The organism is Streptomyces sp. NPDC028711, assembly GCF_055565415.1.
Window position 1 is genome coordinate 97,704 of record NZ_JBVHUJ010000007.1, and the last position, 25,628, is coordinate 123,331.

At 72.8% G+C, this 25,628-nt stretch carries 24 protein-coding genes; 11 read left to right on the forward strand and 13 right to left on the reverse strand.

What is annotated here, in order from left to right:
- Nucleotides 1-4 precede the first annotated feature (4 nt).
- The 3 genes from ACZ4VK_RS22370 (at nt 5) to ACZ4VK_RS22380 (ending at nt 4,246) form a co-directional block, all read left to right on the forward strand.
- Nucleotides 5-739: an ABC transporter ATP-binding protein gene (locus tag ACZ4VK_RS22370; protein WP_468354588.1), complete on the forward strand. Its 735-nt coding sequence runs from the start codon at nt 5-7 to the stop codon at nt 737-739.
- Nucleotides 736-3,600 (forward strand): FtsX-like permease family protein, encoded by a 2,865-nt coding sequence (locus ACZ4VK_RS22375; protein WP_468354591.1) that lies wholly within the window; start codon nt 736-738, stop codon nt 3,598-3,600. Before ACZ4VK_RS22370 ends, ACZ4VK_RS22375 begins: the two co-directional genes overlap by 4 nt.
- A 97-nt stretch (nt 3,601-3,697) precedes the next feature.
- Nucleotides 3,698-4,246, forward strand: a complete 549-nt coding sequence (locus ACZ4VK_RS22380) for a bacterial proteasome activator family protein (RefSeq protein WP_468354594.1) — start codon at nt 3,698-3,700, stop codon at nt 4,244-4,246.
- Nucleotides 4,247-4,329: 83 nt separating this feature from the next.
- Here ACZ4VK_RS22380 and ACZ4VK_RS22385 read toward each other — a convergent pair whose 3' ends face one another.
- The 7 genes from ACZ4VK_RS22385 to pdhA form a co-directional block, all read right to left on the reverse strand.
- Complete coding sequence (locus ACZ4VK_RS22385; protein ID WP_468354597.1) at nt 4,330-5,316, reverse strand: NAD(P)H-quinone oxidoreductase; 987 nt, start codon at nt 5,314-5,316, stop codon at nt 4,330-4,332.
- Nucleotides 5,317-5,365: 49 nt separating this feature from the next.
- On the reverse strand, nt 5,366-6,427 hold the full coding sequence (locus ACZ4VK_RS22390; protein WP_468355320.1) for a potassium channel family protein: 1,062 nt from the start codon (nt 6,425-6,427) through the stop codon (nt 5,366-5,368).
- 20 nt (nt 6,428-6,447) lie between these two features.
- The gene (locus ACZ4VK_RS22395) at nt 6,448-7,797 is read right to left on the reverse strand and encodes a molybdopterin molybdotransferase MoeA (RefSeq protein ID WP_468354600.1); all 1,350 of its coding nucleotides are present in this window, start codon (nt 7,795-7,797) and stop codon (nt 6,448-6,450) included.
- Nucleotides 7,794-8,642 (reverse strand): NTP transferase domain-containing protein, encoded by an 849-nt coding sequence (locus tag ACZ4VK_RS22400; protein WP_468354603.1) that lies wholly within the window; start codon nt 8,640-8,642, stop codon nt 7,794-7,796. The genes ACZ4VK_RS22395 and ACZ4VK_RS22400 overlap by 4 nt, the downstream gene beginning before the upstream one ends.
- A gap of 274 nt (nt 8,643-8,916) precedes the next feature.
- Entirely contained in the window at nt 8,917-10,320 is a 1,404-nt protein-coding gene (locus tag ACZ4VK_RS22405) for a dihydrolipoamide acetyltransferase family protein (protein WP_468354606.1), read from the reverse strand.
- Complete coding sequence (locus ACZ4VK_RS22410; protein WP_468354609.1) at nt 10,320-11,366, reverse strand: alpha-ketoacid dehydrogenase subunit beta; 1,047 nt, start codon at nt 11,364-11,366, stop codon at nt 10,320-10,322. Before ACZ4VK_RS22410 ends, ACZ4VK_RS22405 begins: the two co-directional genes overlap by 1 nt.
- On the reverse strand, nt 11,366-12,526 hold the full coding sequence (pdhA, locus tag ACZ4VK_RS22415; RefSeq protein ID WP_468354611.1) for a pyruvate dehydrogenase (acetyl-transferring) E1 component subunit alpha: 1,161 nt from the start codon (nt 12,524-12,526) through the stop codon (nt 11,366-11,368). The genes ACZ4VK_RS22410 and pdhA overlap by 1 nt, the downstream gene beginning before the upstream one ends.
- Before the next feature lie 177 nt (nt 12,527-12,703).
- Here pdhA and ACZ4VK_RS22420 point away from each other — a divergent pair, with 177 nt between their 5' ends.
- On the forward strand, nt 12,704-13,306 hold the full coding sequence (locus tag ACZ4VK_RS22420; protein WP_468354613.1) for an Lrp/AsnC family transcriptional regulator: 603 nt from the start codon (nt 12,704-12,706) through the stop codon (nt 13,304-13,306).
- 84 nt (nt 13,307-13,390) lie between these two features.
- Here ACZ4VK_RS22420 and ACZ4VK_RS22425 read toward each other — a convergent pair whose 3' ends face one another.
- Together ACZ4VK_RS22425 and ACZ4VK_RS22430 are read right to left on the reverse strand one after the other, a co-directional pair.
- Entirely contained in the window at nt 13,391-13,984 is a 594-nt protein-coding gene (locus tag ACZ4VK_RS22425; protein WP_389680223.1) for a TetR/AcrR family transcriptional regulator, read from the reverse strand.
- The gene (locus ACZ4VK_RS22430; protein WP_468354617.1) at nt 13,981-15,570 is read right to left on the reverse strand and encodes a 3-hydroxyacyl-CoA dehydrogenase; all 1,590 of its coding nucleotides are present in this window, start codon (nt 15,568-15,570) and stop codon (nt 13,981-13,983) included. Before ACZ4VK_RS22430 ends, ACZ4VK_RS22425 begins: the two co-directional genes overlap by 4 nt.
- A 124-nt stretch (nt 15,571-15,694) precedes the next feature.
- Between ACZ4VK_RS22430 and paaN the strand changes: the two genes are divergently transcribed.
- The gene (gene paaN, locus ACZ4VK_RS22435) at nt 15,695-17,392 is read left to right on the forward strand and encodes a phenylacetic acid degradation protein PaaN (RefSeq protein ID WP_468354620.1); all 1,698 of its coding nucleotides are present in this window, start codon (nt 15,695-15,697) and stop codon (nt 17,390-17,392) included.
- Nucleotides 17,393-17,450: 58 nt separating this feature from the next.
- On the opposite strand, the gene ACZ4VK_RS22440 is transcribed toward paaN, so the two are convergent.
- Genes ACZ4VK_RS22440 through ACZ4VK_RS22450 form a run of 3 tightly spaced genes read right to left on the reverse strand, consistent with a single transcriptional unit; the run spans nt 17,451 to nt 20,262 of the window.
- A complete protein-coding gene (locus tag ACZ4VK_RS22440; RefSeq protein WP_468354623.1) occupies nt 17,451-18,149 on the reverse strand; it encodes a TrmH family RNA methyltransferase in 699 nt (232 codons plus the stop codon).
- Nucleotides 18,146-19,411: an HTTM domain-containing protein gene (locus ACZ4VK_RS22445; protein WP_468354626.1), complete on the reverse strand. Its 1,266-nt coding sequence runs from the start codon at nt 19,409-19,411 to the stop codon at nt 18,146-18,148. Before ACZ4VK_RS22445 ends, ACZ4VK_RS22440 begins: the two co-directional genes overlap by 4 nt.
- Nucleotides 19,408-20,262, reverse strand: coding sequence for a DUF5819 family protein (locus tag ACZ4VK_RS22450; protein ID WP_468354629.1), 855 nt, complete (start codon nt 20,260-20,262; stop codon nt 19,408-19,410). Before ACZ4VK_RS22450 ends, ACZ4VK_RS22445 begins: the two co-directional genes overlap by 4 nt.
- A 112-nt stretch (nt 20,263-20,374) precedes the next feature.
- Between ACZ4VK_RS22450 and paaA the strand changes: the two genes are divergently transcribed.
- From paaA to ACZ4VK_RS22480, 6 genes are all read left to right on the forward strand, one after another.
- Nucleotides 20,375-21,397: a 1,2-phenylacetyl-CoA epoxidase subunit PaaA gene (gene paaA, locus ACZ4VK_RS22455; RefSeq protein ID WP_468354632.1), complete on the forward strand. Its 1,023-nt coding sequence runs from the start codon at nt 20,375-20,377 to the stop codon at nt 21,395-21,397.
- Nucleotides 21,394-21,681 carry a 1,2-phenylacetyl-CoA epoxidase subunit PaaB gene (paaB, locus tag ACZ4VK_RS22460; protein ID WP_055599070.1) on the forward strand — a complete coding sequence of 96 codons (288 nt, stop codon included), beginning with the start codon at nt 21,394-21,396 and terminating at the stop codon, nt 21,679-21,681. The genes paaA and paaB overlap by 4 nt, the downstream gene beginning before the upstream one ends.
- Nucleotides 21,678-22,415, forward strand: coding sequence for a 1,2-phenylacetyl-CoA epoxidase subunit PaaC (gene paaC / locus ACZ4VK_RS22465; RefSeq protein WP_468354635.1), 738 nt, complete (start codon nt 21,678-21,680; stop codon nt 22,413-22,415). Before paaB ends, paaC begins: the two co-directional genes overlap by 4 nt.
- Nucleotides 22,409-22,912, forward strand: coding sequence for a 1,2-phenylacetyl-CoA epoxidase subunit PaaD (paaD, locus tag ACZ4VK_RS22470; RefSeq protein ID WP_468354638.1), 504 nt, complete (start codon nt 22,409-22,411; stop codon nt 22,910-22,912). The genes paaC and paaD overlap by 7 nt, the downstream gene beginning before the upstream one ends.
- Complete coding sequence (locus ACZ4VK_RS22475; RefSeq protein ID WP_468354641.1) at nt 22,913-24,004, forward strand: 2Fe-2S iron-sulfur cluster-binding protein; 1,092 nt, start codon at nt 22,913-22,915, stop codon at nt 24,002-24,004.
- 94 nt (nt 24,005-24,098) lie between these two features.
- Nucleotides 24,099-25,232: an acyl-CoA dehydrogenase family protein gene (locus tag ACZ4VK_RS22480; protein WP_468354644.1), complete on the forward strand. Its 1,134-nt coding sequence runs from the start codon at nt 24,099-24,101 to the stop codon at nt 25,230-25,232.
- A 34-nt stretch (nt 25,233-25,266) separates the two neighbouring features.
- Here the strand turns inward: ACZ4VK_RS22480 and ACZ4VK_RS22485 are convergent, their stop codons facing one another.
- Complete coding sequence (locus ACZ4VK_RS22485; RefSeq protein ID WP_468354646.1) at nt 25,267-25,611, reverse strand: rhodanese-like domain-containing protein; 345 nt, start codon at nt 25,609-25,611, stop codon at nt 25,267-25,269.
- Nucleotides 25,612-25,628 lie beyond the last annotated feature (17 nt).

Genomic DNA, 25,628 nt, shown 5'->3' on the forward strand with positions numbered 1-25,628 from the left:
CCTCATGTCCGCACCGCAGCCCGTGCTGCAACTCCAGAACCTGACCCGCGTCCATGGCGCGGGTGCCACCGAGGTCCACGCCCTGCGGGGCATCGACCTCGCCGTGTACCCGGGTGAACTCGTCGCCGTCATGGGCCCGTCCGGCTCCGGCAAGTCCACGCTCCTGACCATCGCGGGCGGCCTCGACACCCCCACCTCGGGCCGGGTGATCGTCGAGGACACCGACATCACCTCCGCCGGCCCCAAGGAGCTCGCGGCCCTGCGCCGCCGCAGCGTCGGCTACGTCTTCCAGGACTACAACCTCATCCCGGCGCTCACCGCCGCCGAGAACGTGGCCCTGCCCCGTGAGCTGGACGGCACCTCGGCCCGCAAGGCGCGTGCAGAGGCCCTCAAGGCACTGGAGGAGATGGGTCTCGGCCACCTCGCCGACCGCTTCCCCGACGAGATGTCCGGCGGGCAGCAGCAGCGGGTCGCCATCGCCCGCGCCCTGGTCGGCGACCGCCGGCTCGTCCTCGCCGACGAGCCGACCGGCGCCCTCGACTCCGAGACCGGCGAGTCCGTGCTCGCTCTCCTCCGCGCCCGCTGCGACGCGGGTGCCGCCGGTGTGCTCGTCACCCACGAGCCGCGGTTCGCCGCCTGGGCCGACCGTGTCGTGTTCCTGCGCGACGGCGCCATAGTCGACCAGACCGTGCGCAGCGAGGCCGATTCCCTGCTGTCGGGCCAGGTGGCTGAGGCGTGAAGACCTGGTTCCACTCCTGGCGGGCCGCGATCCGCATCGCCCGTCGTGACGCCTGGCGTTCCAAGGGCCGCAGCGCCCTCGTCCTGGCCATGATCGCCCTGCCGATCCTGGGTGTCAGCGCCCTCGATCTGACCTTCCGCAGCTCCGAGTTGTCCCCGACCGAGCAGGCGGACCGCTCGATGGGCGCCGCCGACGCCCAGTTCAGAGACCCCGGCTACGGCGGGGTGCCGATCTTCCAGGACCCGACCGGCGAGTTCAACACGCCGGCCAAGGACTACGGGGCCGCGATGTGGCCGAGCGGGCCCACCGACGTCGCCAAGATCGTTCCGGCGGGGTCCACGGTCCTCACGGACAGCATCGGCTCCGCCAAGGTGACGACGACCCACGGTCTCCTCATGACCGAGGTCCGTGAGCTCAAGGCTGCCGATCCGGTCGCCCGCGGCATCATGACGCTCCTTGAGGGGCGGTTCCCGCAGCGGAACGACGAGGTCATGGCGACCTCTCACTTCCTGGAGACCAGTGGTCTGACGGTCGGTTCGACTCTTTCCGCCCGCAACTTCGACCGTCCGTACCGGATCGTCGGCTCGTACGAACTTCCTGACTCACTCAAGACCGACCAGGTCAACGCGCTGCCCGGGGCGTTCCTCGCTCCGTACGCGAAGGCCGCCGAGAAGGCTGGTCTGACCGCCTCCGAAGCATCCACCACGTATCTGGTGCGCAAGTCCGGTGGTTTCACGTGGAACACGGTGAAGGAGCTCAACGCCAAGGGCGTGGTCGTCGCCTCGCGTGCCGTGCTCCTCGACCCGCCTGCCGACTCCGAGGTCCCGCTCTTCCAGAAGGAAGGCTGGGGCAACTTCAACAGCGGCCCGGCGGCGAACGCCGCCGAACTCGCCGCCGTCGGCACCGTCGTCGGCCTGGCGATGCTGGAGATCTGCCTGCTCGCCGGCCCGGCCTTCGCGGTCGGCGCCCGCCGCTCCCGTCGCCAGCTCGGTCTCGTCGGAGCCAACGGCGGTGCCCGCAGCCACATTCGTGCCATCGTGCTGAGCGGCGGCCTGGTCATCGGTATCGCCGCTGCCGTCACCGGCACGGTCCTCGCCCTGGTCCTCACCCTGGCACTCCAGCCGGTCCTCGAAGAGACCATGGGCCAGCGGTTCGGCGCCTTCGACGTCCGGCCGCTCGAAATCCTCGGCATCGCGATGCTCGCCGTGCTCACCGGTCTGCTCGCCGCGATCGTGCCGGCCGTCACCGCCTCCCGGCAGACCGTCCTCGCCTCGCTCACCGGCCGCCGCGGAGTCCGCCGCAGCAGCCGGGTGCTGCCCCTCATCGGCCTCGGGGCCGTCGTGGTCGGCGGCGCCATCGCGCTCTTCGGCTCCATGGTCAGCCAGCAGTTCATCATCGTGGCGGGCGGCTCGGCCATCGCCGAGCTGGGTGTCGTCGCCATGACCCCCGCCCTGGTCGGCCTGTTCGGCCGGGCCGGGCGCTGGCTGCCGCTGTCGCCGCGGCTCGCGCTGCGGGACGCCGTGCGCAACCGGGGCCGTACGGCACCCGCCGTCGCCGCCGTCCTCGCCGCCGTCGCGGGCAGCGTCGCCGTCGCCACGTTCATGGCCAGCAGCGAGGCCCAGAACAAGGCCGAGTACCAGGCCCAGCTGCCCCACGGGGCCGTCTCCGCCTTCGTCATGGAGGAAGGCGGCCGGGACGTCCCCGCGGTCCGCGAGGCGGTCCAGCGTTTCCTGCCCGTCGACGTCCGCGCCGATGTCGAGCGCGTCTCGGTCGGCAAGCCGAGCTGCCCGCTGTGGGGCGGCGGCGAGGGCTGCGGCCGCTACGAGGTCGTCATTCCCCCGGCGAACGAATGCCCCATGTACGTGGCGGTCCCCGGCGGTGGTGACCCCTCGGAGCGGTTCACGCCCGAGCAGCGGCGGAAGATGCTCACCGAGGACTGGCGCTGCGCGCAGTCGTCGAACGGCCACGGCGTCTACACCGACGGCGGTCTGCTGGTCGGCGACGCCAAGCTCCTCAAGATCTTCGGCATCGAGGACGCGGGAGCCGTGAAGGCCCTCGCCGAGGGGAAGATCGTCTCCTTCAGCCGTGCCCAGGTCGACAAGAACGGCACCATCGGGATCCGCCAGGTCACCGACATCGCCGCCGCCGACAAGGCCGCCGAGGCGGGCCGTCCCGCGCCCGGCAAGGTCAGCTCCATCCCTGCCTACCGCGTGCCCGGCAGCCCGAAGTCCTACGGCCTCGAAGCCCTCATGACCCCGGCCACCGCCAAGGCCGCCGGGCTCTCCACCGTGCCCCTTGGCGTGTACGTCTCCACCGACCATCTGCCGGAGAGCGAGCAGCGGCAGAAACTCGACAGTGAGCTCACCAAGCTCGGCAGCAACGTCGACCTGCAGGTGGAGGAAGGTTTCGTCAACGACAGCAGCATCATCCTGCTCGCGCTCTCCATCTTCGCGGGCCTCGTCACCATCGGCGCCGCCGGTATCGCCACCGGCCTCGCCCAGGCCGACGCCGAGGCCGATCTGAAGACGCTCGCCGCCGTGGGCGCCCCGCCCCGCGTCCGCCGCACGCTCAGCGGCTTCCAGTGCGGAGTCGTCGCCGCGATGGGCGTGATCCTCGGCTCGGCGGCGGGACTGCTGCCCGCGATGGGCCTACGGCTCACCGAGGAGCGCCAGATGATGCGCATCCACGAGGAGTCCGTCGCCCAGGGCTGGAGCACTGCCTCGGACCTGCCGTACGTCCCGATCGTCATCCCCTGGGAGACCCTCGCGGGCCTGCTCGTCGCCGTACCGCTGGGCGCCGCGCTGCTCGCCGCCCTGGTGACCCGCTCGCGCGGCGCGCTGGCCCGGCGCGAGGCGACCTGACGGTCTTCGTTGCCGTCCTGTGCCCCCGTACGAGGGTGGATCACCCTCGTGCGGGGGCACACCCCGTGGTGACGTGTGTGTACGAGAGAATGGCGGCATGGAGATGCCGAGGAATGACAGGTCGCAGGAGAGCCCCCAGGTCCTCATCGTGGGACAGGACGGGATGGCGCTCGGCGGCGCTCAGGGCGACGACGAACCCCGCGAGGTCCCGGTGACGGAAATGGTCGAGCAGCCTGCGAAGGTCATGCGGATCGGCAGCATGATCAAGCAGCTCCTGGAGGAAGTACGCGCGGCACCTCTCGACGAGGCCAGCCGGGTGAGGCTCAAGGACATCCACGCCAGCTCCGTGAAGGAACTGGAGGACGGGCTCGCCCCTGAGCTGGTCGAGGAACTGGAGCGTCTCTCCCTGCCGTTCACGGACGAGGCGATCCCCTCCGAGGCGGAGCTGCGCATCGCGCAGGCCCAGCTCGTGGGCTGGCTGGAGGGGCTGTTCCACGGCATCCAGACCGCGCTGTTCGCCCAGCAGATGGCGGCCCGCGCGCAGCTGGAGCAGATGCGCAGGGCGCTCCCGCCGGGTGCGTCCCACGACGAGGACGACGACGACCGCGGCCCCGGCCACGCGGTCCGCTCGGGGCCGTACCTGTAGGCCTCGGGGAAGACGGAGAAGGGGCCAGGCACAGTGTGCCGGGCCCCTTCTCCGTGCGTTCGTCAGGCGGAGGCGCAGGTATGTCAGTCCTGGGGTGCGAGCAGGATCACCTTGCCGACGTGGCTGCCGGACTCCAGCGCGCGGTGGCCCTCGGCGGCGTCCTTCAACGGCACCGTACAGTCGACGACCGGCCGGACCGTGCCCGCGCCGAACAGCGGCCAGACGTGCTCCCGTACGGCGGCGACGATCGCCGCCTTCTCCTCCACCGGGCGGGATCGCAGCGTGGTCGCCATGACGGCGGCGCGCTTCGCGAGCAGCGCCCGGAGGTTCAGCTCCGCCTTCACGCCGCCCTGGAGACCGATGACGACAAGCCGGCCGTTCATGGCCAGCGCCTTCACGTTCCGCTCCAGGTACTTGGCCCCGACGATGTCCAGGATGACGTCCGCGCCCGCCCCGTCGGTCGCCTTGTGCAGCTCCTCGACGAAGTCCTGCTCGCGGTAGTCGATCAGGACGTCGGCGCCCAGTTCGGCGCAGCGCGCCAGCTTCTCGGGGCCTCCGGCGGTGACCGCGACCCGTGCCCCGACCGCCTTCGCGAGCTGGATGGCCATCGTGCCGATGCCGCTCGCGCCACCGTGCACGAGCAGCGTCTCGCCCGGCCGCAGGTGCGCGATCATGAAGACGTTGGACCAGACCGTGCAGGCGACCTCGGGGAGCGCGGCGGCCGTGACCAGGTCGACGCCCTCCGGCACCGGGAGCAGCTGGCCGGCCGGGACGACGACCTTCTCCGCGTAACCGCCACCCACGAGCAGCGCGCACACCTCGTCGCCGACGGCCCAGCCGGACACCCCAGGTCCGAGCGCGGCGATCCGGCCCGAACACTCGAGGCCCGGGTACGGAGAGGTGCCCAGCGGCGGGTCGTAGAAGCCCCGGCGCTGGAGCAGATCGGCGCGGTTGACCGCGCTCGCCACCACCTCGACGAGAACCTCGCCCTCGCCGGGTACGGGATCGGGCACTTCGGCCCAGACGAGGGCCTCGGGACCGCCGGGTTCCGGAATCGTGATCGCATACATGGCGGCGAGGCTACTCCCGCCGCCGTCCCGGAGGCCGGGTGCTCCCCGCTCAGTCCTCGCGCGGCGTGCTGAGCGGGGTGACCGGCGCGGCGCGCACGATGGTGATCACCCGGTCGGTGAGCTGGAGCGGGTTGGCCGCGGGGTCGTCGTAACCGATCAGGCGGTGGCCGCGGAGCACGCTCACCACCAGGTCGCCGGTCTCGCGCGGGCTCTTGCCGACCTCGCTCTTGGTCACCGGGCGCTCCACCAGGTCGAGGCCGGAGCCCTGCTGGATCAGGTCCTCCATGACCGTGCCGGCGCTGGGGCTGAGCACGGAGAGGCCGAGCAGGCGCCCGGCGGCGCTGGCGCTGGTGATGACGGCGTCCGCGCCGGACTGGCGCAGCAGCGGCGCGTTCTCCTCCTCGCGGACGGCGGCGACGATCTTCGCGCCCCGGTTGAGCTGGCGGGCCGTGAGGGTGACCAGGACGGCCGTGTCGTCGCGCTGGGTGGCGATGACGATCTGCCGGGCCCGCTGCACCTCGGCGCGGAGCAGCACGTCGCTGCGGGTCGCGTCGCCGATGACGCCGACGAACCCGTCCGCGTTCGCCGTCTCGATCACCTTGCTGGACGGATCGACGATGACGATCTGTTCCTTGCTCAGACCGGTGGAACAGAGGGTCTGGATGGCGGACCGCCCCTTGGTGCCGAAGCCGACGATGACGGTGTGGTCGCGCAAGGTGGACCTCCAGCGGTTCAGCCGGAACTCCTCGCGGGTCCGCTCCGTGAGGACCTCGAGGGTGGTGCCGACCAGGATGATCAGAAAAAGCACGCGCAGGGGCGTGACCAGCAGGATGTTGGCGAGCCGAGCCGTGTCGCTGTACGGGACGATGTCGCCGTATCCGGTGGTGGAGAGCGTCACGGTCGCGTAGTAGGCGCAGTCGAGGAAGTCGAGCGTCTCATCGGCGTTGTCGTGGTAGCCCTCACGGTCGACGTAGACGATGAGGACTGTTAGGGCGAGCACGCCGAGCGCCATGAGCAGCCGCTTGCCGACCTGGAGCAGCGGCCGCTCGACCTCCCGGCGGGGCAGGGTGACCCGGGGGCCGGAGAGTTTCTCGTCCGCGTGGCGGGCCATCACGTCACGACTGGGAAGTTTCACGTGAAACACGCTCCTTGGGCCGGTACGGCCCCCGCCTCGGTCGGCCAGGGAAGGCCGAGGACATCCAGCTCCTGGCCGGGCTGTGCGCCGCCGGGAGGCACGACGACAAGCCCGTCCGCCACGGCGATGCCCCGCAGCATGGCCGGTCCGTTGTAGCGCAGGGGTACGGCCCGTCCCCCCCTGCGGACGACCGGGACGAGCCGCGTGTCGTGCGGGTGCCCGGGGATCTCGTCCTGGACGGGGACGCGGGTGAGGGGCTGCGTTTCGGCTCCTGTGAGGGCCGTGAGGTCCCCGAGGGCCGCGAGGAGCGGCTCGGCGAGGGTGAGGAGGCCGGAGACAGCCGCGAGGGGGTTGCCGGGGAGCCCGACCAGATGCCGGACGGGTCGGCCCGGGATGGGCTCGGCGTCGAGGCGGGCGAGCAGCATCGGGTGGCCCGGCCGGACCTTCACCCCGTCGACCAGGAGGGTCGCTCCGGCCTTGTCGAGCACCCCGTGGACGTGGTCCACCGGTCCGGCGGCGGTGCCCCCGGTGGTGACGACGAGGTCGGCGGCGGAGCCGGTGACGGCGGCGTACAGCTCCTCGGCGTCGTCGCCGATCCGGCGCGTGGCGAGGACTTCGGCGCCGAGCGCCGTCAGCCAGGGGCCGAGCATCGGACCGAGGGCGTCACGGATGAGCCCCTCGTGGGGGAGGCCGGCCGTGAGCAGCTCGTCGCCGAGAACCAGGATCTCCACCCGGGGACGGGATGGCACGGGCAGCTCGTCGTATCCGGCTGCGGCCGCGAGGCCCAGCACGGCGGGGGTCACGGTGGTGCCCGCCGGCAGCAGCTCGTCGCCCGAGCGGCACTCCTGACCCCGGGGCCGGATGTCCTGGCCGGGCACCACGTCCCGCAGGGCGTACAGCAGGGTGGCCCCGGCGGCGCCCGCGCCTGCCTGCTCGGTCCGGGAGTGTTCGGTACGGACGACGGCGGTGGTCCCGGAGGGGACGCGGGCGCCGGTGGCGATCCGTACGGCCTCCCCGGGGGCGGACACGGCCGCGGGCGTCTGCCCGGCGAGCACGGCGCCGTCCTCGCGTACGGTCCAGGGCCCGGGACCCGCGACCGCCCAGCCGTCCATGGCGGAGGTGTCGAAGGGCGGCAGGTCGGTGAGTGCCAGGAGCGGCTCGGCCAGGACCTGGCCGAGGGCCTGGCCGAGCGGAACGCCGAGGGGAGCCCGGCCGGCCCGTGCGGAGACCCCGGCGCGGACCGCGGCGGCTCGCGCCTCGGGCCAGGCGGTGGCCCGGTGCGGCTGCCCGGCGCCCGCGTCGGTGGCGGTGCGCGGGGGCACCGGGGCGGGCTCCTTCAGGTTCATCCGGCCTCGTCCTGCTCGGCGGCCCAGCGCTGGGCCAGCGCGGCGGCCTTGCGGGCGGCCTCGGCGACCGCCTCCGGACCGCCCTCGGCGCGTGCCGCCGCGTATCCGACCAGGAAGGTGGTCAGGGGCGCGGCGGGGCGGGCCACTCCATGGGCGGCGTCACGTGCCAGGTCGAGCAGTACGCCGGTGTCGACGTCCAGCTCGATACCCAGTTCGTCCTTGACTGCGGTGATCCATTCATCCAGCACGGTCCCATGCTCCCTGATGCGGGCCCGGGCCGTGGCGATGTCCTCCCAGGTGTCGCAGTCGAAGGAGGCGAGGGGGCCCGCGGCGACCCGGACGGCGCGGAGCACGTGCGTGAGGTGGCGCAACGGCAGGTGGGCGAGGCCCCGGTGGTCCTGCGCGAGTCGGCGCAGCTCGCGTCGCAGCGGTCCAGCGCGATACGCGGCGACGAGCGGCTGGTCCCTTCCCCCGGCGTCGACGAGGAGGGCGACCTCCGCCGCCGGGTCCCCGTCGAGCGCCGCCATGAGGTTCCGGACGGTGTCCCGGTCCAGGAAGGGAAGATCGGCGGAGAGGACGAGGAGGACGGCGGCCTCCGTCTCCCGGGCCCCGGCGTCGAGGGCGGCCACCGGCCCTCCGCCGGGCGGCTCCTCCCGGGTCCAGCGGACGGGACGGACCGTCGGGCGCGGATCGCCGACGACGACGGTCAGGCCGGCGTCGGGGCAGGCGGCGAGGACCCGGTCGAGAAGGGGCCTCCCCCCGACTCGTACCGCGGGCTTGTCGGAACCGCCGAGGCGCCGGGCGGCGCCCCCGGCGAGTACGACGGCGTCATAGGCGGTGGTCACCCCAGCAGTATGGAGCGCCCGGGTCGACGGCCGCCCGGCCGGTCCCACTGGAGAGACGGAAGGGGCCGGAGCGACGCCTCTCCCCGGGGCTGACCAAGGGACGGCCCATGGGCGGGCGCCCGGCCCCTCCCAAGAGCCGCCCCAGGCCGCCGCGCGAGGGCGGCGCCCCAGTCCCTCCCGAGAGCCGCCGCAGGAGCGCGGCGCCCAGGATCGGCCGGCCCCTCCCCAGCGCCCCGGGCCGCCGCCCCAGGGCGGCCCGGTCCGACGTGGGCCGTCAGAGCGTGCGGAGCAGGACCGCGGGCTGCTCCACGCAGTCCGCCACGTACCGCAGGAAGCCGCCCGCCGTGCCGCCGTCGCAGACACGGTGGTCGAAGGTGAGCGAGAGTTGCACCACCTGACGGACGGCCAGCTCGCCCTGGTGCACCCAGGGCTTGGGGATGATCCGGCCGACGCCGAGCATCGCGGCCTCGGGGTGGTTGATGATCGGCGTGGAGCCGTCGACCCCGAACACCCCGTAGTTGTTCAGGGTGAACGTGCCACCCGTCAGGTCCGCCGGGGTCAGCGCCGACTCCCGGGCGGCCTCCGTCAGCCGGGCGAACTCCGCCGTCAGCGACTCGGCGGTGCGGTTCCCCGCGTCCTTGACCACGGGGACGACGAGGCCGCGCGGGGTCTGGGCCGCGAAGCCGAGATGCACGGCCGGCAGCCGGACGATCTCCCTGGCGGCGGTGTCCACGGTGGAGTTGAGCTCGGGGAACCGGGCGAGGGCGTGGACGCAGATCCTGGCGAGGAGCGCGAGCAGCGAGATCTTCGGACCTCCCGCCGCGTTCATCGCCGCGCGTGCGGCCATCAGCTCGGTGGCGTCGGCGTCGACCCAGCAGGTCGCGTCCGGAATCTCCGTACGGCTGCGGGACAGCTTGTCCGCCACGGCGCCGCGGACACCGCGCAGCGGAACCCGCTCACCGGCCGCGGCGGCGACCGCCGGGACGGCGGCGGGCGCGGGCGCCGGTGCGGCGGCCGCACGCTCGACGGCCGCGAGGGCCAGCTCCACATCGGCCCGCAGGATCAGCCCCTCGGGCCCCGATCCACGCACCTCGCGCAGGTCGAGCCCCCGGTCCCTGGCCAGCTTCCGCACGAGCGGCGAGATGACCGGCACCGGGCCCTCGTGCCCTCCGGCAGCCACGGCGACGGGCACCGGAGCGACCGCAGGAGCCGGGGCAGCGGCGGGCGCCGGGGCGGGGACGGGCGCCGGGGCAGGGGCAGCGGCGGGCGCGGCCTTCCCTGCCGCCGCCGGGCTCTCGTGCCGCACCCGTCGACGGCGGGCGGCGGGCTCCGCCGTGCCGTACCCGACGAGCACGTTCCCCGACTGCTCGGACGCCGCGGCGGACCCGGTCTCCTCGGAGGCGCGAGGAGCGGCGGTCTCCGGCGCCCCCGTGCCGCCCACCGCGACCGTCAGAAGCGGCGCGCCGACGGGAAGTTCGGTGCCCTCCTCGCCGAACCGGGCGGTGACGACACCGCCGTACGGGCAGGGCACCTCGACCATGGCCTTGGCCGTCTCGACCTCGACGACCGGCTGGTCGACGGCGACGACGTCACCGACGCCGACCAGCCAGCGGACGATCTCCGCCTCGGTGAGTCCCTCACCGAGGTCGGGCAGCTTGAACTCGAGCACCTGGGCCATCAGCTTCCCGCCTCCCACTGCAGTCGCGCCACCGCGTCCAGGACCCGGTCCACGCCCGGCAGATGGTGCCGCTCCAGCATCGGCGGCGGGTACGGGATGTCGAAGCCGGCGACCCTGAGCACCGGAGCCTCCAGGTGGTGGAAGCAGCGCTCGGTGACCCGCGCGGCGATCTCCGCGCCGGGGCCGCCGAATCCGGTCGACTCGTGGACCACGACCGCGCGGCCGGTGCGCCGCACCGAGGCGCAGACGGTCTCGTCGTCGAAGGGCACGAGTGAGCGCAGGTCGACGACCTCCAGGTCCCAGCCCTCGGCCTGCGCGGCCTCCGCCGCCTCCAGACAGACCGGCAGGGAGGGGCCGTAGGTGATCAGGGTGGCGCCGGTGCCCCGCCGCCGTACGACGGCCTTGCCGATCGGCTCCACGGGCGCGGGTGCCTCGGGGGACCAGTCGGACTTGGACCAGTAGAGCCGCTTGGGCTCCAGGAAGACCACCGGGTCGTCGGAGGCGATGGCCGCGCGCAGCAGCCCGTAGGCGTCCTCGACGGTGGCCGGGGTGACGACGTGGAGGCCGGGGGTGGCCGTGTAGTAGGCCTCGGAGGAGTCGCTGTGGTGCTCGACGCCGCCGATCCCTCCGCCGTACGGGACGCGGATGACGATCGGCATCGGCATCGCGCCGCGCGTCCGGTTCCGCATCTTCGCCACATGGGAGATCAGCTGCTCGAACGCCGGGTAGGCGAACGCGTCGAACTGCATCTCGACGACCGGTCGCAGGCCGTACATGGCCATGCCGACGGCGGCGCCGAGGATGCCGGCCTCGGCCAGCGGGGTGTCGGTGCAGCGGTCCTCGCCGAACTCCTTGGCGAGCCCGTCGGTGACGCGGAAGACGCCGCCGAGTGTGCCGACGTCCTCACCCATCACATGGACGGTCGGGTCCTCCGCCATCGCGTCGCGCATGGCGCGCTGGAGCGCCTGCGCCATGGTGGCGGGCTTGGCCTTCCCGGCCTTTCCGGCGGTCCTGTCCGCCGTGGGTCCGGTCGTCGCCGTCGTCATCACGCCTCACCCTCGGCTTCGAGCTCGGCGCGCAGCTGCGCCGCCTGTTCGCGCAGCTGTGTGGTCTGCTCCGCGTACACGTGGGCGAAGAGGTCCATCGGGTCGAGCACCGGGTCGGCGTTCATCCGCTCGCGCAGCTCCGCTGCCATCGTCTCGGCGGCCTCCGCCGCCGCGCGCCTGCCGTCCTCGTCGAGCAGGCCGCGCTCGGTCAGTTCCCGTTCGAGGATCAGGATCGGGTCGTGCGCCCGCCAGGCCTCGACCTCGCCGGCCGCGCGGTAGCGCGTGGCGTCGTCGGCGTTGGTGTGGGCGTCGATCCGGTACGTGATCGCCTCGACGAGGGTCGGACCGCCGCCGCGCCGGGCGCGGGCCACGGCCTCGGTCAGCACCTGGTGGACGGCGACCGCGTCGTTGCCGTCGACGAGCCGGCCCGGCATCCCGTATCCGACGGCCTTGTGGGCGAGGGAGGGGGCGGCGGTCTGCTTGGCGAGCGGCACGGAGATCGCGAAACCGTTGTTCTGCACGAGGAAGACCACGGGGGCCTGCCAGACGGCCGCGAAGTTCAGCGCCTCGTGGAAGTCGCCCTCGCTGGTGCCGCCGTCGCCGACCATGGCGAGGGCGACCACGTCGTCGCCCTTGAGCCGGGCGGCGTGGGCGAGACCCACCGCGTGCGGCAGCTGGGTGGCGAGCGGGGTGCAGAGCGGCGCGATGCGGTGCTCGTGCGGGTCGTAACCGGTGTGCCAGTCGCCGCGCAGCAGGGTCAGCGCCTGGACGGGGTCGAGGCCCCGGGCGACGGCCGCGAGCGTGTCGCGGTACGAGGGGAAGAGCCAGTCCCTTTCCTCCAGGGCGAGGGCGGCGGCGATCTCGCACGCCTCCTGGCCGGTGGTGGACGGGTACACGGCGAGCCGGCCCTGCTTGGTGAGGGCGGTGGCCTGCGTGTTGTACCGGCGGCCGCGGATCAGTTCCGCGTAGAGCCGGAGCAGCAGCGCGGGGTCGGCGTCGGCCACGGCGTCCGTGCCGAGCACGCGCAGCGGCTCGGCGTCGGGCAGCAGCGGGGCGGGGTCGGTGCGCGGCTGCCACGCCGGCGACGGGGTGGGCCGGTGGGTGGGGACGGCACCGGGCGGCTCTTGGACTGTCGAACTGCGCTGTTGCAACGAGTCCACCTCCTCGTGGGAGCGGGCATAAGACCCGAAGGCGGGTGGCGCGAGTGTGGCGCGCCTCACCTACCGATTGTTCGGTCGTGGAGGCATTTTGGCTACAGGCACCTCCAGCCTGTGGACAAACGGTTCTCCACAGCCTGGGATATGTGCAGGTCGTCCACCGGAGAGAGGCGGGGGGACATGGCGGATGAACAAATGGCCGTCGACCGGAGCGGGATTCCGGGCGACGAGACGGGCGCCGAGGCGGGTGGCGCCCTCGGCGGGACGGAGAGCGAGGTGCCGGGTGAGGCTCTGAGCGCGCCGGTCGGAGTGCCGACGGGCGCACCGCCGGCACGCCCGCTGGACGCGATCGACCGGGACATCCTGCGGTTGCTGCAAACGGACGGACGCGCCTCGGTACGCTCCGTGGCCGAACGGGTGCACGTCTCCCGGGCCAACGCGTACGCGCGCATCAACCGGCTCATCGACGACGGGGTGATCCGCGGTTTCAGCGCCCGGGTCAACCACGAGCGGGCGGGCCACGGCGCCTCCGCCTACATCACGCTCAAGATCGTCCAGAATTCCTGGCGCACGGTCCGCGAGCAGCTCAAGACGCTGCCGGGCGCCACGCACATCGCCCTGGTCAGCGGCGATTTCGACGTCCTGCTGCTGGTCCACACGCCGGACAACCGGACGCTGCGGGAACTGGTGCTGACCCGGCTCCAGGCGATCCCCGAGGTGCTGTCGACGCGCACGCTGCTTGTCTTCGAGGAGACGGACCTGAACACCGACCCACGCGGCTGACCCGGCCCGGCGCCGGACGGCCCTGAGCGGGCCGTCCCCAGCCCGCCGAAGGAACCTGAACCCGCGACCGGGGGCCCGGGCCCCTCAGCGAGCCGTCCGCAGCCCGTCGAAGGCCAGATGCGCGACGGTCTCGGCGAGCTGCTCCCGCTCCGCCGTCGCGTCCGGATGCGGCCGGTACCACTCCACAAGCGAGTTGATCATGCCGAAGAGGAGCCGGGTCGCGAGCCGGATGTCCACATCGGCCCTTAGGTCGCCCTCGTCGGCAGCGGCCCTGAGCAGCTCGGCCACCTTGTGGTCGAACTCGCGCCGCCGCTCCATGGCCCACCGCTCGGTGGACGTGTTGCCCCGCACCCGGAGCAGCAGCGTCACGTACGGCAGCTCCGCTATCAGCACCTCGACGGTCCGCCGCGTGACGTACTCGACCCGCTCGACGGCCCGGCCGCGCACGGCGCCCGGCTCGTCGAGGATCGCGAAGAGCCCGTCGAGCGCCCGGCTGACCGCCCGCCGCAGCAGCTCCTCCTTGCCGGACACATGGTGGTAGATCGACGACTTGGAGATCCCGGCCGCCTTGGAGAGGTGCTCCATGGAGGTGCCGTCGTAGCCGCGCTCGTTGAAGACCCGCACGGCGACCGAGAGCAGCGTCTCGGGGGTGTAGGTGTCGCGCTTCGCGGTGGTCATCGGGAGTCCTCCGCGTCCTGGGCGTTCTCGACGAAGGCCCGGCGTGCGGTGGCCAGGCTGGGCGCGTACCGCCCCGTGGGGCAGCGCTCGTGCATCGCGTCCAGCAGCTCCCGTACGCGCGCGTGGCCCACCTTTCCGGCCCACTCCAGCGGTCCCGCCGGGTAATTGACCCCGAGCCGCATGGCGGTGTCCACGTCCTCGGCGGTGGCGACGCCCCGGTCGACGGCATCGGCGGCCAGGTCGGCCAGCATCGCGACCGTACGGGCCACGATCATGCCGGGCACGTCCCCGATCACGGAGACCCGCTTACCGAGCGCCTGGAAGAGACCGACCGCCTCGGCGAGGACGTCGGGATCGATGTCCTCGCGGGCCGACAGCACGATCCGGCTCGCGGCCGTGTAGTCGAGCGCGAGGTCGAAGTAGACGATGTCGTCCTTCTGGTACTCGAAGGACGTCTCGCCGTCCGCGAGGTTGAGCTCGCCGCCGCTCGGCAGCTCGACGCAACCGTCGCCCTTCTTGCGCCGGACCGCGATCCCGGCCGCCTCGAAGAGCCCCACCAAGGACTCGGCGGGTCCGAGGTCGCCCCGGACGGTGATCCGCTCGGGCGCCTTCGCCGGCGCCGCCGTGTGCGGCTCCGGCCGCTCCGCCCCCTCCGCGTACGAGAACCAGCCCTGGCCCGTCTTGCGGCCGAGCCGTCCCGACTCCACGAGCCGGCGCTGCGCGAGCGAGGGCGTGAACTTCGGGTCCTGGTAGAAGGACTCCCACACGGAGCGGGTGACGGCCTCGTTCACGTCCTGGCCGATCAGGTCGGTCAGCTCGAAGGGGCCCATGCGGAACCCACCGCATTCGCGCAGAGCGGCGTCGATCGTGGCCGGATCGGCCGCGCCCTCCTCGTAGACCCTCAGCGCCTCGGCGTAGAAGGGGCGCGCGACCCGGTTCACGATGAAGCCGGGGGTGTCCGCGCAGCGCACGGGCGTCTTGCCCCAGCCCTTCATCGTCTCGTACGCGCGCGTGGCGACGTCCGGGTCGGTGGCGAAGCCGCTGACGACCTCGACGAGGGGGAGCAGGGGTGCCGGGTTGAAGAAGTGCAGTCCGACGAACCGGCCGGGCAGCCGCAGCCCCCCGGCGATGGCGGTGACGGAGAGGGAGGAGGTGTTGGTGGCGAGGAGGGTGTCGTCGCCGACGATCTTCTCCAGGTCGGCGAAGAGCTGCTGCTTGACGGGGAGCCGTTCGACGATCGCCTCGATGACGAGCGCCGCGTCCGCGAGCTCGTCGAGCTCCTCGGCCGCGTGCAGCCGCCCGACGGCGGCCTCGCGCGCGGTGGCGTCGAGCCGTCCCTTCTCGACGAGCCGGTCGAGGCGGGCCGTGAGGGCGGCCACGGCCTCCCCGGCGCGGCCGGGGGCGCTGTCGTAGAGGCGGACGGGGTGCCCTGCGACGAGGGCGACCTGGGCGATGCCCTGCCCCATGGTCCCCGTGCCGACGACGGCGATGGTGCGGTCCTGTCCCACGGTCTGCCCGGCTTCCGCCGCGGCGGCCTCATTGGCGGTCACGTCGTCGCTCCCCCTGACGGTCACGTTGGCGCTCATAGGGGTGATCCTCCCCGATGGGTTTTCCACAGGATCGACGGACCCCCTTGTCCCGACCGATCGTTCGGTTACTCTAACTCCGTACGCGTCTCCCTGCCCAGCTCGACGAGGAGTTGGTCCATCCATGGCCACCGCTCTGCTGACCACCGACCGTCTGGCCGAGAAGCACCGGTCCACGCTCGACCAGGCGCTCGACACCATCCGCACCCGTGCCTACTGGTCGCCGCACCCCGAGCACCCGAAGGCCTACGGGGCGGACGGCTCGCTCGACGCGGCGGCGGGCCTCGCCGCCCACCAGGCGGTGCTGAACACCCGCTTCGAGCTCGACCAGCCCGGCACGGACGGCTGGACCGGCGGCGAGACCTCGCCGTACGGCCCGTCCCTCGGCATCGAGTACCCGCACGCCGACATCGACGTCCTGCTGCCCGCGATGCGCGCCGGGACGGCCGCCTGGCGCGACGCCGGGGCCGAGACCCGCGCCCTGGTCTGCCTGGAGATCCTCGCCCGGATCTCCGCCCGCACCCATGAGTTCGCCCATGCCGTGATGCACACCAGCGGGCAGGCGTTCATGATGGCGTTCCAGGCCGGCGGCCCGCACGCGCAGGACCGCGGCCTCGAAGCCGTCGCCTACGCGTACGCGGAGCAGACCCGCACCCCCGCCGGACGGGCCGACTGGTCCAAGCCGCAGGGCAAGCGCGACCCCCTGGAGCTGAGCAAGGAGTTCACGCCGGTCGGCCGCGGCATCGCCCTGATGATCGGCTGCAACACCTTCCCCACGTGGAACGGCTACCCGGGCCTGTTCGCCTCCCTCGCCACCGGCAACCCGGTCCTGGTCAAGCCGCACCCGCGCGCGGTGCTGCCGCTCGCGCTCACCGTCCGCGTCGCCCGCGAGGTGCTCGCCGAGACCGGCTTCGACCCGAACCTGGTCGCGCTCGCCGTCGAGCGGCCGGGCGAGGGCATCGCCAAGACCCTGGCCGTGCGCCCCGAGGTCCGGATCATCGACTACACCGGCTCCACCGAGTTCGGCGACTGGCTCGAGGCCAACGCCCGGCAGGCCCAGGTGTACACCGAGAAGGCCGGCGTCAACACGGTCGTGGTGGACTCCACCGACGACTACAAGGGCATGCTCGGCAACCTGGCGTTCTCGCTGTCCCTGTACAGCGGCCAGATGTGCACCACCCCGCAGAACCTCCTGATCCCCCGCGACGGCATCACCACCGACCAGGGCCCCAAGTCGTACGACGAGGTCGTCGCGGACCTCGCGGCGGCGGTCGGCGGCCTGCTCGGCGACGACGCCCGGGCGAACGGCATCCTGGGCGCCCTGGTCAACCCCGACGTGAAGGCGCGTCTCGAGGCCGCAGCGGCTCTCGGCGAGGTGGCGCTCGCCTCCCGCGAGGTGACGAACCCGGAGTACCCGGACGCCGTGGTCCGTACGCCGGTCATCGTGAAGCTGGACGGCTCCAAGCCCGACGCGCAGGCCGCGTACTTCTCGGAGTGCTTCGGCCCGGTCTCCTTCGCCGTCTCGGTGGACTCCACCGACGAGGCCCTGGAGCTGCTGCGGCGCACGGTCCGCGAGAAGGGCGCCATGACGGTCGGGGCCTACACGACCTCGGCGGAGACCGAGCGCGCGGTCGAGGAGGTCTGCCTGGAGGAGTCGGCCCAGCTCTCGCTGAACCTCACGGGCGGGGTGTACGTGAACCAGACCGCCGCGTTCTCCGACTTCCACGGCTCCGGCGGCAACCCGGCGGCGAACGCGGCCCTGTGCGACGGCGCCTTCGTCGCCAACCGCTTCCGGGTGGTGGAGGTCCGCCGCCAGGCCTGACGACGCGCGCGTGGAGGCCCCTGGGGCAAGACACCCCCGGGGGGGCCTCCACGCCGCCTCAGGGGCTCTCGATCTCCGCGTAGCGCTGTACCCACGCGTGCATGGCGATGGCAGCGGCCGCACCCGCGTTGATGGAGCGGGTCGAGCCGAACTGGGCGATCGAGCAGACCATCTCCACATGGGCGCGGGCCTCCTCGGTGAGTCCCGGGCCCTCCTGCCCGAAAAGCAGCACACAGCGGCGGGGCAGCACGGTCCGCTCCAGCGGCACGGCGCCCGGCAGGTTGTCGATCCCGATGACGGGGATGCCCTCGGCCGCCGCCCACGAGGTCAGCGACTCGGTGTCGGGATGGTGCCGGACGTGCTGATAGCGGTCGGTGACCATGGCGCCGCGCCGGTTCCAGCGCCGTCGGCCCACGATGTGGACCTCCTTCGCCAGGAAGGCGTTGGCGGTCCGCACCACCGAACCGATGTTGAAGTCGTGGCCCCAGTTCTCCACGGCCACATGGAAGTCATGGCGGCGGGTGTCCAGGTCGGCGACGACCGCCTCCCGCGTCCAGTACCGGTAGCGGTCGACGACGTTGCGCCGGTCGCCGCCGGCAAGCAGCTCGGGGTCGTACCGCTCGCCCTCGGGCCACGGCTCCGGGTGCGGCCCGACGCCGATCTCGGCGCCGAAGCCCTCGTCGTACTGGACCGGCTCGGCGGCCTCCGCTCCGGTCCCGTCTCCGGGCTTCTCGTCAGTGGTCCTGGTGGTGCTCACCCGACGAGGGTACGGGGGTCCTGCTCCTCACCCGTACGGCGCTGCTCGGGCAGCTTCTCGACGGGCGCCCGCCGCAGCAGCCGGTCCCTGCCCCGCACGACCCACGCGCCGAGCGCCACCAGGAACGGTGTCGGCAGGAACACGGCGTCGGCGGAGATCATCGCGAGCGAGAAGACCGGAAGCCCGAGGATCACCGCGATGCCCGCGTGCTCCAGCATCATCACGACGAGCAGGACGTTCTTGACCTTGCGGTGGAAGAGCGTGAAGGGGAAGGCGACCTGCACGATCACCGTGCCGTAGGTCAGCAGCAGCACCATGACGCCGCTGCCGGCGAGCAGATCGGAGAGGGCGGGCCACGGCGTGAAGTAGTCGAGGTGCAGCGGGTAGTACAGCGCGGTGCCGTCCTGCCAGCGCGAGCCCTGGATCTTGTACCAGCCGGCCGTGGCGTAGATCAGACAGACCTCCGCCATGATCACGAAGAGGGCGCCGTTGTGCGCGAGGTGGGCGAGGGCGTCGAGCAGGGTGCGCGGCTCCCCCGGCGCGTACCGGCAGACCAGCCACCACAGGCCGTTCCCGAGCCACAGCACCCACAGCAGTACGGGCAGCCACCACTCGCCGGTGACCTCGCTGAACCAGGTCGTGGCGAGGAGGAAGCCGCCGAGCACGATCCACAGCAGCGGGCCGACGAGGTCCTCGCGCAGCGGCCGGCCCGCGTGGGTGGCACGGGCGTCACGGGCCGCCCGGCGGGCGTCGAGGGACCACACCTGGGAGCAGCGGGTGAGCACGAGGTAGATCGCGGCGAGGTGGAGGACGTTGTCGCCGCCGTCGCCCACGAAGACGGACCGGTTCTGCAGCGAGAGCACCCCGGCCATGAAGACCACCGAGACGGCCCGGGTGCGCCAGCCGACCAGGAGCAGCACGGCGGAGAGCACGGCGAGCCCGTAGACGAGCTCGAACCAGAGCCGGCCGTCGGACCACATGAGGGCGGTGAAGGACCGGTTGTCGGCGATCAGCCGACGGGCCATCTCCCAGGACCAGGGGCTGTCGGGGCCGTACAGCTCGTGCCGGTGCGGCAGCTCGCGCAGCAGGAAGACCAGCCAGGTCAGCGCGACGCCGATCCGCACGATCGCGCTCTGGTACGGGCCGAGGGAGCGGCTCGTGACGGTCTGGACGGCGCGGGCGAGCCGGCGGTCGAGGGGCTCGCGGGTACGCGCGCGCGTGCCGGGTGCCGTGGGAGGCGTGAGGGGCTTGGGGGTGGTCATCGGCCCGCCTCCGTGCGGCTTCGGTCGGCTCCGGCGGAGCGGTCGGCTCCCGCGGGCGGGTCGGCCGCGGTCGGCAGGTCCGCTCCGGCGGGCAGGTCGGCGGCGGTGACCGGCCACCACGGGAAGTCGCGGTAGGAGGGGTCCGTGTCGGTCTTCTCGAAGCTCCACCGGGGCGCGGCGACGGGCGTGGTGACGGTGCGGAGCTGGACGCGCCGCACCTCGCCGGCGATCGGCCGGCCGTCGGGGCCTACGAGGGCGGGCAGGGCGTCGAGGCGGAGCATCGCGATCCGGCGCATGTACTCCTCCGAGAGGCGGCCGCGCATCCCGTTGGGGCGGTCCTCGTCGGAGTGCGAGTTGAGGTAGAAGTCGATGGCCCGGCGGAGCTCGTTCTGCTGGGCGTGGCTGGGCATCGGGTTGTGGCGGATGGCCTCGGCGTCCTGGGCGGTGAGGCCGATCCAGTCGGTGGTGCGGAGGCCGCCGCCGGGGGTGGCGAGCTCGGCGCGGACCTCGACGGCGGTGTTCTGCTGGAGCGGGTTGGGCGCGAAGAGCTTCCAGTTCTGTTCGAACTCGGGATAGACCCAGTCGTCGACGGCCTGGCCGTGCCGTTTGGTCACCGTGTTGGACGGCGCCACGTGCAGGAACACCATCGCCAGGTGGGCGCAGGCGAACACCCCGGCGACGGCGAGCGCCACGGCGAGGACGACCTGGTAGGGCAGGGAAAGGGCCATGATCCCGTGGGCCGCGCGGTGCGCCGCGGGTGCGGTGTCCGGGCCCCCGGCCGGGGGGTTCGCGGGGGTCTCCGGACGGTTCTCGTCCACGTCGGCGGCGCCCTTCTCGACGTACGCGTCCATCCCGTCCCGCTCCCGTTCGGCCCACCCCGGTTATCCACAGGGTTGACACCATACGGGCCGTCGACTCACCATTGAAGTCATTCAACCGAACGATCGGTCGGTAGGGGGTCTGATGACCGCAGTGACGGCAGGGACGGCAGCGACCACGGGCGTGTCCGGCGTGTCGGACACGGCCGTGGCGGCGGAGCAGGCCGCGTACGAGGCCGTGTTCGACGCCGCCGTGGCCGCCGACGAGCGGATCGAGCCGCGCGACTGGATGCCCGAGGCCTACCGGGCCTCGCTCGTCCGGCAGATCGCGCAGCACGCCCACTCCGAGATCATCGGCATGCAGCCGGAGGCGAACTGGATCACCCGCGCGCCCTCGCTGCGGCGCAAGGCGATCCTCATGGCCAAGGTCCAGGACGAGGCCGGCCACGGCCTGTATCTGTACAGCGCGGCGGAGACCCTCGGCACCAGCCGCGACGAGCTGCTCGACAAGCTCCACGCCGGCCGCCAGAAGTACTCCTCGATCTTCAACTACCCGACGCTGACCTGGGCCGACGTCGGCGCCATCGGCTGGCTGGTGGACGGAGCCGCGATCACCAACCAGGTCCCGCTCTGCCGCTGCTCCTACGGGCCGTACGCCCGCGCGATGGTCCGGGTCTGCAAGGAGGAGTCCTTCCACCAGCGCCAGGGGTACGAGGCGCTGCTCGCCCTCTCCCGGGGCACCGAGGCCCAGCACGCCATGGCGCAGGACGCGGTGGACCGCTGGTGGTGGCCCTCCCTGATGATGTTCGGCCCGCCGGACGACGAGTCGACCCACACCGCCCAGGCGATGGCCTGGAAGATCAAGCGCCATACCAACGACGAGCTGCGGCAGCGCTTCGTCGACATCGCCGTGCCGCAGGCCGAGGCCCTCGGACTCACCCTCCCCGACCCCGACCTCCGGTGGAACGAGGAGCGCGGGCACTACGACTTCGGCCCGATCGACTGGACCGAGTTCTGGGACGTCCTCAAGGGCAACGGCCCCTGCAACGACCAGCGGCTCAGCCGACGGCGCCAGGCCCACGAGGACGGCGCCTGGGTCAGAGAAGCCGCGGCCGCCCACGCGGAGAAGCACAGGAACACCGGCAAGAACGGGGAGGCACAGGCATGACGAGCGACGGTTGGCCGCTGTGGGAGGTGTTCGTGCGCTCCCGCCGCGGACTGTCCCACACCCACGCGGGCAGTCTCCACGCGCCCGACGCGGAGATGGCCCTGCGCAACGCCCGCGACCTGTACACCCGCCGGAGCGAAGGCGTGTCGATCTGGGTCGTGCCCTCCGCGGAGATCACCGCCTCCTCGCCCGACGAGAAGGACCCCTTCTTCGAGCCGGCCGCCGACAAGCCCTACCGCCACCCGACGTTCTACGAGATCCCGGAGGGGGTGAAGCACCTGTGAGCACCCCCGACACCCGCGAGGGCGCCCAGCTCACCGGCGCCGCACTCGCCCTCGGCGACGACGCACTCGTCCTCTCCCACCGCCTGGGGGAGTGGGCCGGCTCCGCCCCCGTCCTTGAGGAGGAGGTCGCCCTGGCGAACATCGCGCTCGACCTCCTCGGCCAGGCCCGGATCCTCCTCTCGCTCGTCGGCGACGAGGACGAACTGGCGTACCTGCGCGAGGAGCGTTCCTTCCGGAACGTCCAGCTGGTCGAGCAGCCGAACGGCGACTTCGCCCACACCATCGCCCGGCAGCTGTACTTCTCCACCTACCAGCGCCTCCTGTACGGGCAGCTGGCCGCCGGGGACGGCCCCTTCGCCGGTCTCGCGGCCAAGGCCGTCAAGGAGGTCGCCTACCACCAGGACCACGCCGAGCACTGGACCCTGCGGCTCGGCGACGGCACCCCCGAGAGCCACGAGCGGATGCGTCGGGCCTGCGATGCCCTCTGGCGGTACACGGGCGAGCTGTTCCAGCCCGTCGAGGGCCTCGACGTGGACCACGCGGCCATGGAGAGCGCCTGGCTGGCCTCGGTGACGGACGTCCTCGCCAGGGCCACGCTCACCGTGCCCGAGGGACCGCGCACCGGCGCCTGGGCCGCGGGGGCCGGCCGGCAGGGACTGCACACCGAGTCCTTCGGCCGCATGCTCGCCGAGATGCAGCACCTGCACCGCAGCCACCCGGGGGCGTCATGGTGACCATGACCGCCCTGGAGGAGGAGCTGAGCCGGATCGCCGGCGCCGTCCTCGACCCCGAGCTGCCCGTCCTCACCCTGGCGGAGCTCGGAGTACTGCGGGGCGTCCAGGTCACCGGCCCCGGCCGGGTGGAGGTCGCCCTCACCCCGACATACACGGGCTGCCCCGCCGTCGAAGCCATGTCCTCGGACATCGAGCGCGCCCTCCACGAGCACGGAGTGCCCGACGTCTCCGTCATCACGGTCCTCGCCCCCGCCTGGTCCACCGACGACATCACCGAGGAAGGACGCCGCAAACTCGCCGAGTTCGGCGTCGCCCCGCCGCGCCCACAGGGCCCCGGCCCTGCCGGCGGCCCGGTGCCGCTGACCCTCGCGATCCGCTGCCCCCACTGCGGCTCCACCGACACCGAGCTCCTGAGCCGCTTCTCCTCGACCGCGTGCAAGGCCCTGCGCCGCTGCACCGCCTGCCGCGAACCGTTCGACCACTTCAAGGAGTTGTAGATGGTGTCCTCAGGCGCCGCCGGACGGGCCGGGTTCCATCCGCTCCGGGTGAGCGAGGTCGAGCGGCTCACGGACGACTCCGTCGCCGTCACCTTCGCCGTCCCGCCCGAACTCCACGAGACGTACCGGCACCTCCCCGGCCAGCACCTCGCCCTGCGCCGCGCGGGCGAGCGGGGCGAGGAGATCCGGCGCACGTACTCGATCTGCGCCCCCGCCACCCCGGCCGGCGAGCCCCCCGTGCTGCGCGTCGGCATCCGGCTCGTCGACGGCGGCTCGTTCTCGACGTACGCGCTCAAGGAACTGGCCGTCGGCGACCTCGTCGAGGTCATGGAGCCGATGGGCCGCTTCACGCTCACCCCGCGCCCCGGTCACTTCGCGGCCGTCGTCGGCGGCAGCGGCATCACCCCGGTCCTGTCGATCGCGGCCACCCTGCTCGCCCGCGAGCCGGAGGCCCGGTTCTGCCTGATCCGGAGCGACCGCACCGCCTCGTCCACGATGTTCCTCGACGAGGTCGCCGACCTGAAGGACCGCTACCCCGACCGCTTCCAGCTGGTCACCGTGCTCTCCCGGGAGGAGCAGCAGGCGGGCCTGCCGTCCGGCCGTCTCGACCGTGAGCGGCTCGCCGAGCTGCTGCCCGCGCTGCTGCCGGTCGACACCATCGACGGCTGGTTCCTGTGCGGCCCCTTCGGGCTCGTCCAGGGCGCCGAGCGCGCGCTGCGCGGCCTCGGGGTCGACCGTGGCCGTATCCACCAGGAGATCTTCCACGTCGACGACGGCTCCGCACCCGCCCCGGTGCCGGCGGGCGACACCCCCGCGCACGCCACCCTGACGGCGACCCTGCACGGCCGGTCCGGCAGCTGGCCGGTCGACCGGGGCGAGACACTCCTCGACACGGTGCTCCGCGCCCGCGCGGACGCCCCGTACGCCTGCAAGGGCGGAGTGTGCGGCACCTGCCGTGCCTTCCTCGTCGGCGGAGAGGTGCGGATGGACCGCAACTTCGCGCTGGAACCGGACGAGACGGAAGCCGGATACGTGCTGGCCTGCCAGTCCCATCCGGTCACCCCGGACGTGGAGTTGGATTTCGACCGCTGACGAAGCCCTGGTACCACCCATTCCCTTCCCCTAGAACCTGTTCTATCTTGACGGACCGTCAGGAACACGGGAACGGCAACGGGAGGGCAGGACAGTGGACTTCACCTTCACCGAGGAACAGCAGGCGGCCGTCGAGGCGGCGAAGGCGGTCTTCTCGGACGTCGCGCCCGACGCCGTACCGAGCCCCGCCCTCACACCGGGCGCCGTCTCCGAGGACCTTGACCGCCCGCTCTGGGCCCGCCTCGCCGCCGCCGGCCTGCTGGGCCTGACAGTGTCCCCGGAGCACGGGGGCGCCGGTCTCGACGCCGTCGCCCTCTGCCTCGTCCTGCGCGAGTCGGCCCGCGTCCTCGCCCGCGTCCCCCTCCTGGAGACCAGCGCCGTCGCCATGACCGTCGAGCGGTACGCCTCCCCGGAGACGGCCGCCGCACTGCTCCTCCGGGTGGGCCGCGGCGAACTCGTCCTCACGGCCGCTTCCCAGGGGCGTACCGGCCACGACCCCGCCGAGCGTGCCGTCACCGCCCGCCGCGAGGGCACCGCCTGGATCCTCGACGGCCTCCAGACCACCGTTCCCTGGGCCCACGGAGCCGGCCTCGTCGCCGTACCCGCGCACACCGCCGAGGGCCGCACCGTCCTCGCCCTGCTGCCCCGGAGGCACGACGGTCTCACCCTCACCGCGCAGTACTCCACCAGCGGCGAGCTCCTCGCCGAACTACGACTCGACGCCGTACGCCTCGACGCCGCCGACGTCATCGACACCGAGGGCGCCTGGGAGTGGCTGCGCGGAATCCTGACCACCGGCACCTGTGCGCTCGCCCTCGGCCTCGGCGAGGCCGTACTCACCATGACGAGCCAGTACACCGGGAAACGGGAGCAGTTCGGCCACCCGGTGGCCACCTTCCAGGCCGTCGCCATGCAGACCGCCGACCGCTACATCGACCTGCGCGCCATGGAGGCCACCCTCTGGCAGGCCGCCTGGCGACTCTCCAGCGCGTCCGAAGGAACGCTCCCGGCCGCCGGGGACATCGCCGTCGCGAAGATCTGGGCCTCCGAGGGCGTACGGCGCGTGGTGCAGACCGCACAGCACCTGCACGGCGGCTTCGGCGCCGACACCGACTACCCCCTGCACCGCTACCACGCCTGGGCCAAACACCTGGAGCTGTCCCTCGGCCCCGCCGCGGCCCACGAGGAGGCCCTGGGCGACCTACTGGCCACCCACCCCCTCGGCTAGGCCTGCCCGGCGGATCAGGGCCTGGTCGCCGGCCTCAGAGGACGAAGGCCGGGCTGCCGCTCCCCGTCACCATCGGGCGACCGGCACCGTCCCAGGCGAGCATCCCGCCCTCGACGTTCACCGCGTCGAAGCCCTGCTGCACCAGATACTGCGTGACCTGCGCCGACCGGCCACCGACCCGGCACATCACATAGGCACGACCGCGCTCGGCCACGGCCTCCGTCACCTCACCGAAGCGGGCCACGAAGTCGCTCATCGGCACGTGCAGCGCGCCCTCGACATGACCGGCCGCCCACTCGTCGTCCTCCCTGACGTCCAGCACCAGGGCATCGGCCGGCACGGAAGCCGCGTCCACCGAGGGGAGCGGGGAGAAATTCATGGGACAGGCCTTCTCTC